Annotated in this window: 4 protein-coding genes and 1 pseudogene; 2 read left to right on the top strand and 3 right to left on the bottom strand. The window is 30.7% G+C overall.

Annotated elements, in window-relative coordinates:
- Nucleotides 1-124: 124 nt before the first annotated feature.
- A pseudogene (locus FWJ34_RS17595) lies at nt 125-646 on the top strand (IS1634 family transposase); the annotation flags it as partial.
- Between the two features lie 126 nt (nt 647-772).
- On the opposite strand, the gene FWJ34_RS17590 reads toward FWJ34_RS17595, so the two are convergent.
- Nucleotides 773-2306, bottom strand: a protein-coding gene (locus tag FWJ34_RS17590; RefSeq protein ID WP_396232067.1) for an IS5 family transposase whose coding sequence is annotated in 2 segments (ribosomal slippage) — nt 773-976 and nt 978-2306 — 1533 coding nt in all. Because the reading frame shifts where the segments join, the coding sequence is not laid out codon by codon here.
- 124 nt (nt 2307-2430) lie between these two features.
- Nucleotides 2431-3540, bottom strand: a complete 1110-nt coding sequence (proB, locus tag FWJ34_RS17585) for a glutamate 5-kinase (RefSeq protein WP_308256642.1) — start codon at nt 3538-3540, stop codon at nt 2431-2433.
- 286 nt (nt 3541-3826) lie between these two features.
- Here proB and FWJ34_RS17580 point away from each other — a divergent pair, with 286 nt between their 5' ends.
- On the top strand, nt 3827-5014 hold the full coding sequence (locus FWJ34_RS17580; RefSeq protein ID WP_308256641.1) for a glycosyltransferase family 4 protein: 1188 nt from the start codon (nt 3827-3829) through the stop codon (nt 5012-5014).
- A gap of 374 nt (nt 5015-5388) precedes the next feature.
- Here FWJ34_RS17580 and FWJ34_RS17575 read toward each other — a convergent pair.
- On the bottom strand, nt 5389-5766 hold a 378-nt coding region (locus tag FWJ34_RS17575; protein WP_308256640.1), incomplete at its 5' end, for a hypothetical protein.

Here is a 5766-nt window from a genome sequence, read left to right as displayed (position 1 = left end):
GTACTCGTGCAAAATAGATTGTGAATTTTTAAATTAATTAAAATAACATACAATCCTTGTTGCCTATTGCTTATTATCTTCTGTCTTTCATAAAGTAAACATACAATTAATTTTGCCTACTTACTTAGAATCAGATTTAAGCAAAATAAATGAATTAGAAAAAAGAGCGGGAAGATTTGTGTTAGCGACCAACAGATTAGATAAGAGCCAATTTAGTTCAGATGAAATTCTCATAAAATATAAAGAGCAACAATCAGTCGAAAGAAGTTTTGGCTTTCTCAAAGACCCAATATTTTTTGCAGATAGTGTGTTTTTAAAAATTCCGAAAAGAATAGAAACAATGGCAATGCTAATGGGATTATGTCTGTTAGTATATTCATTAGGGCAAAGAGAAATACGTCGCCGATTAAAAGAGAAAAAAACTGCCCTAAAAAATCAATTAGGAAAACTAACAGAACGTCCAACTTTAAGATTGATATTTCAATGTTTTCAAGGGATTCATTTAGTAATAAATAAAGAAATAAAGCACATAGTAAATCTAACAAATGAAAGAAAATTAATTTTAAGTTTTTTGCCAATTGCTTGTCAGCATTATTATATATTATTTGGCTTAATTATAGAACAAAAAAGCCTAGAAAAATTATAGTTTCTACAATAGACACCATATTTAATCATCAAATGAATAGTAATAAAAATCATCAAAATTCTTGGGTTTGAAACCCCGTCTTTGCTTTAGAGTTGCCTATTCTCTAGGTAGGGTCTGCTGAAAAAGTCAGAAAAATAACACACATTCAACATTATATACATGATGTTGTAAGAAAGTATAATCTACTTTCATTCTTATTAGCATCATATATAATATATCCTGATTCTTTTTCTCTTTTTTTAATTGTTTTTCTAAAAATGCACATAAAAACCCCCTTATTACCCTTCTATAAAGGGTTATTAAATTCATTACTAATATTCCCATTGCTATTACTGTTAGTAAATGTCTCCTTTAGTTTTGTTCTAATTAAATTCAATCCATAATTTCTTTTTACTTCTCCAAATTTTCCTTCTATTTTACTTCTTATTCTCTCATCTAATTGAGATTGTTTCTTTTCTTCATTACTTATATTTTTTATTGGTCTTCCCAATTTTGGACCACCCATTCTTATCCCTTTTTCTTGACAATATTTTCTCTTCTCTTTCGTTCTATAAATTTTATCTACATGAATTGATTCTGGATAATAACTCCACATTTTATAATATTTTTCTACCTGTTCTTTCAAGTATTTTGCCTCTGGAAAATTTGACCATTCTACATAGTCTAAAAATACATATCCTTCTACATAAGATACTGATATTTTTGCTCCAAATTCTACTGATGCTCTTGCCTTACCCCTCACTATTGGTCTAATGTGAGGCTGTTCTATACTGACTATTCTATTTTCTATTGTCCTTTTATTTTCTTCATACATTTCTTTCTGTTGTCTATTTAATTCTCTTACTATTTCTATTTTTTCTCTTTCTTTTCTTGATAATATTTCTTCTTCATTTACTTTCTTTTTTAATTCTTCTATGTAGTCCAAGTTTCTTGACACATACCTTAATTGTTTTTTGATGGCTTTTCTTCTTTCTGATGTTGTTATCTTTTTCTTTTTTGCTATTACTAAATGTGCTTTTCTTGCTTTTTTTCTATCGGTTCTTGGTTTTTTTTCTAATTGTCCTTTTACTGGTTTATATAATTTATCTATTATTTTTTCTAAAAACTTTCTCCCCTGATTTAATAATCCTAAATCTGTCGGATATGTTATATCACTTGGTATCACTGTGGCATCTAACATCAATTGTCCTTTATTTTTTATTCTCTCTTTTTTTTCTTCTGTATCTTGATTTTCCTCTTTTTTTTTATCTTGTTTATCCAGTTCTATTTTTACTATATCTTCATTGATTTTATTAATTATTTCTGGCTTTATTCTTTGGCGAAAATACACCAACATTGAGCTGTTAAAAGGTGCTTTATATTCATAGGTTGATAATCCTAGAAAATACTGTAAATGTGGATTCTCCTTAATTTGTTCTAAGGTTTCTCTGTCAGTCGTTTTAAGTATTTGTTGTATAATTAAAGCCCCCATTGCTATTTGAAAAGATTTAGCTGGTGCACCTATTTTTTCATCAAAAAGTGAGGCATATTCTTCTTCAAATTTTGCCCAAGGTATCAAATCTCTCAAAATCACCCAACGATTATTTTCATTGAGGTGAAAACCATTGGGAAATTGAAAATCATTAATTGTACTGTGTAAATGTTCGGTATGAGGATACATAAAAGTGTGCAGTTTTTCCGAGATTATAACTGATTTTTGCACATTTTTTAAGGGATGTAGTCTGTCAAAACGATTAATTTTAATAGCTTTTTGATTTATTCAGCAAACCCTAGGTAAGTATAATTTAATCAAAAACTACCAAATTATCTCGATGAATAACAGTTTCTGCACCATAATAACCTAAAATATCAGGAATATCGGCTGACTTTAGCCCTTTAATTTTTCCTAATTCATCATAACTATAATTAACAATTCCTTTGCCTATTTCTTGCCCTTGAAAATTAACTAAATCTACCGCTTCCGATGCACTAAATTCTCCCTCAATTTTAGTTATTCCTGCCGCTAATAAAGATTTTCCTTGATGGCATAAAGCCTTAACTGCACCATCATCTAAATATATTTTTCCCATAGAAACTAAACCGTTAGCAATCCATCTTTTACGAGCATTTTCTGTCTTCGGTTGTGCCTCAAATTTTGTGCCAATGGCTTCTCCTGCCAAAATTTTACCAATATTATCAGGATTTTTACCATTAGTTATAACGGTTGTTACCCCAGCACTAGAAGCAATTTTCGCTGCCCTTAATTTCGTAATCATTCCACCAGTGCCCCAACCACTACCACTATTGGTAACATCTACTTGTAAATTGGCAAATTCTTTACTATTGACTAAATCTATGGGTATAGCTGAAGGTACAACACGAGGATCAGCAGAATAAAGTTTATCGACATCTGTCAACAAAAATAACCAATCAGCTTCGACTAAACTGGCAACTAAAGCTGATAATGTATCGTTATCGCCGAATTTTAATTCTTCCGTTGCCACCGTATCATTTTCGTTGACAATGGGAATCACTCCTAACTCTAACAAAGTATTAAAAGTATTACTGGCATTAACATAACAACTTCTTTCCATTAAATCTCGTCTCGTCAGCAAAATTTGAGCTATAGGTTGTCCTAAATGATTAAATAAATCATCATAGACTCTAATTAATCTTCCTTGGCCTACCGCTGCTATAGCCTGTTTGAGATTAATATTTCGAGGACGTTCTGTCAAATTTAATCTAGCACAACCAACTCCCACAGCACCTGACGACACTAAAATTACTTGATAACCTTGCTGACGTAAATTACTTAAGGTTTCCACTAAAAAAGCGATGGTAGAAAGAGCTAAATTTCCAGTTTCTGGGCGAGTTAAGCTAGATGTGCCAATTTTGATAACGATGGTTTGTGTCATTGTTAGCCATGAGGAATGAGAAATTAGGAATTAGGGTAAGGGGTTTCAACCTCTTGTTAAGAATTAGGATTAATAGATTTGTGGCACAAGTCGTGGCAATAGCCAATGGGCAACGATGCTCAATTTCTTCATTCTAAATTTTAAATTCTAAATTCTAAATTCTAAATTGTCAATTTTGATCACTGATTTGTGCAAGAAAATTATTCAATTTGACCAAGAAGAGTCATAATTGTGAACAAACTTAAATAAAATTTAGTTAACTTAATATTTATTCAACTGGAATTGAATGCACATCGCTTGGCTAGGAAAAAAATCTCCTTTTTGTGGCAACGTAACATATAGTAGAGAAATAACCAACGCTCTGTTAGATAGGGGTTATAAGGTTAGTTTTCTTCATTTTAGCGAAGAAAGTGACGAATCTAGCCCTGAAAATTATGTCGCTGAAGTTAACCTTCCTTTTCTCTATAAATCTCAAATTTATACCATACCCTCCCCTAAATCTACTAAAATTTTACTAAAAGCACTACAAGACTTGCAACCTGATATAGTTCATGCTTCTTTAACTTTATCTCCCCTCGATTTTCGATTACCAGAAATTTGTCAACAATTAAAAATTCCCCTTGTTGCTACTTTTCATCCTCCTTTTGACAGTCTTTGGCGTAATATAAAATCTAGCACTCAATATTTAACTTATCAACTTTATGCTCCTTCTTTAGCAAAATATGATCAAACTATTGTTTTTTCTGAATTACAAAAAGATTTGTTAATTAAATTAGGTGTACCTGCGGAAAAATTAGCTATTATTCCTAATGGTGTCGATACCCAAAAATATTCCCCTGATAAGTCTGATTTTAAAAATAAATATCCCAATGATCAAATATATGTTTATCAAGGGCGTATAGCGGTAGAAAAAAATGTTGAATCTTTATTAAAAGCATGGAAATACGCTGAAATGGGCAAAAATGCCAAACTTTTAATTATCGGTGATGGACACTTAACTCCCACTCTCAAACCTTTATATAATCAAGAAGATGGTATTATCTGGGTAGGTGCCATCGTTGATGATGAAAAAAGAATTGATTTGTTAAGAAGTGCAGATGTTTTTATTTTACCGTCTTTAGTCGAAGGCTTATCTTTATCATTATTAGAAGCAATGGGTTGTGGTTTAGCCTGTGTTGCCACCGATGCGGGGGCTGATGGCGAAGTTTTAGCTCATGCTGGAATTGTTCTTAGCACTCAAGATGTTACTAGCCAATTAAAAACAATTTTACCCCTTTTGGCACACCATCCAGAAATAACTACTTTACTCGGAAAAAAAGCCCGAAATCGAGTCTTAGAAAAATATACTTTAAAGAATAATGTCACAAAATTAGAGCAACTTTATCTTGAATTAAGTAACAAAAAAGTAAAATTCTTGCATAATTCAGGGGAAATTAGTAGCCCTTTTTATCCCTTTAAAAAAAGAAAAGAATAAGGCTTAATCTATCTTAAAAGTTTCAAAAAGTTACATTTATTGTGTTGATCATTAAGCACAACATTACCTCAGTTCGATCAAAAGTTATCGGTTAAGGTAGCGGATTTGGGAAAAGTATCTATAATTAGGGTTTACTGTGGGGAATCAGAAGGCTATAACAATCAAAGGTTAATAAATACTACACTAACAAAAAAGTGTGCCATTTTGATAATTTTTGTTGAAAAACTCAACATTTTTGACTTGATTTGCAAACAAAAACTTACATTAGCTCAATAACACTACTAAGCTAAAAATTTGATTTTTGGTTATTTAAGCTGATAGCTGACTGCTAATAGCTACTCTCATCAAAATAAAAATACTTTTTGACGCAACCTCTAATTAGAGGAAATATTTAATAAACTTTTAACCAAATTTTTTGTTTTTATTTCTATTTGTTGCCAATCTAATTCTCCCCTGTCATCCATTAAAATTTTATCAATTATTACCGGAATATTTTCCTCTGATTCATAACTATCAAAACAGATTTTAAAACAAAGTTCCCAAATATTATATTGCCTTAAATAATTACCTTTTTTAAACAAGACAATATAACTCGGAAAAGGTTCGTTAATTTCTTTATAACTTACATTCCAATCTGATAATTCTGATTCTTGACGAATATTATCGATTAATCTGATATAAATTGGCTGTAAAAGTAGTTGAGCTTTTTCATATTCTAAAATATCTTTAAATTTTGTTCGCATTTTATTTTT

The organism is Geminocystis sp. GBBB08, from assembly GCF_016743215.1.
Lineage (GTDB): Bacteria > Cyanobacteriota > Cyanobacteriia > Cyanobacteriales > Cyanobacteriaceae > Geminocystis.
Note: the sequence above shows the minus strand (reverse complement) of the source record. Positions and strands in the feature narration are given on the sequence as shown.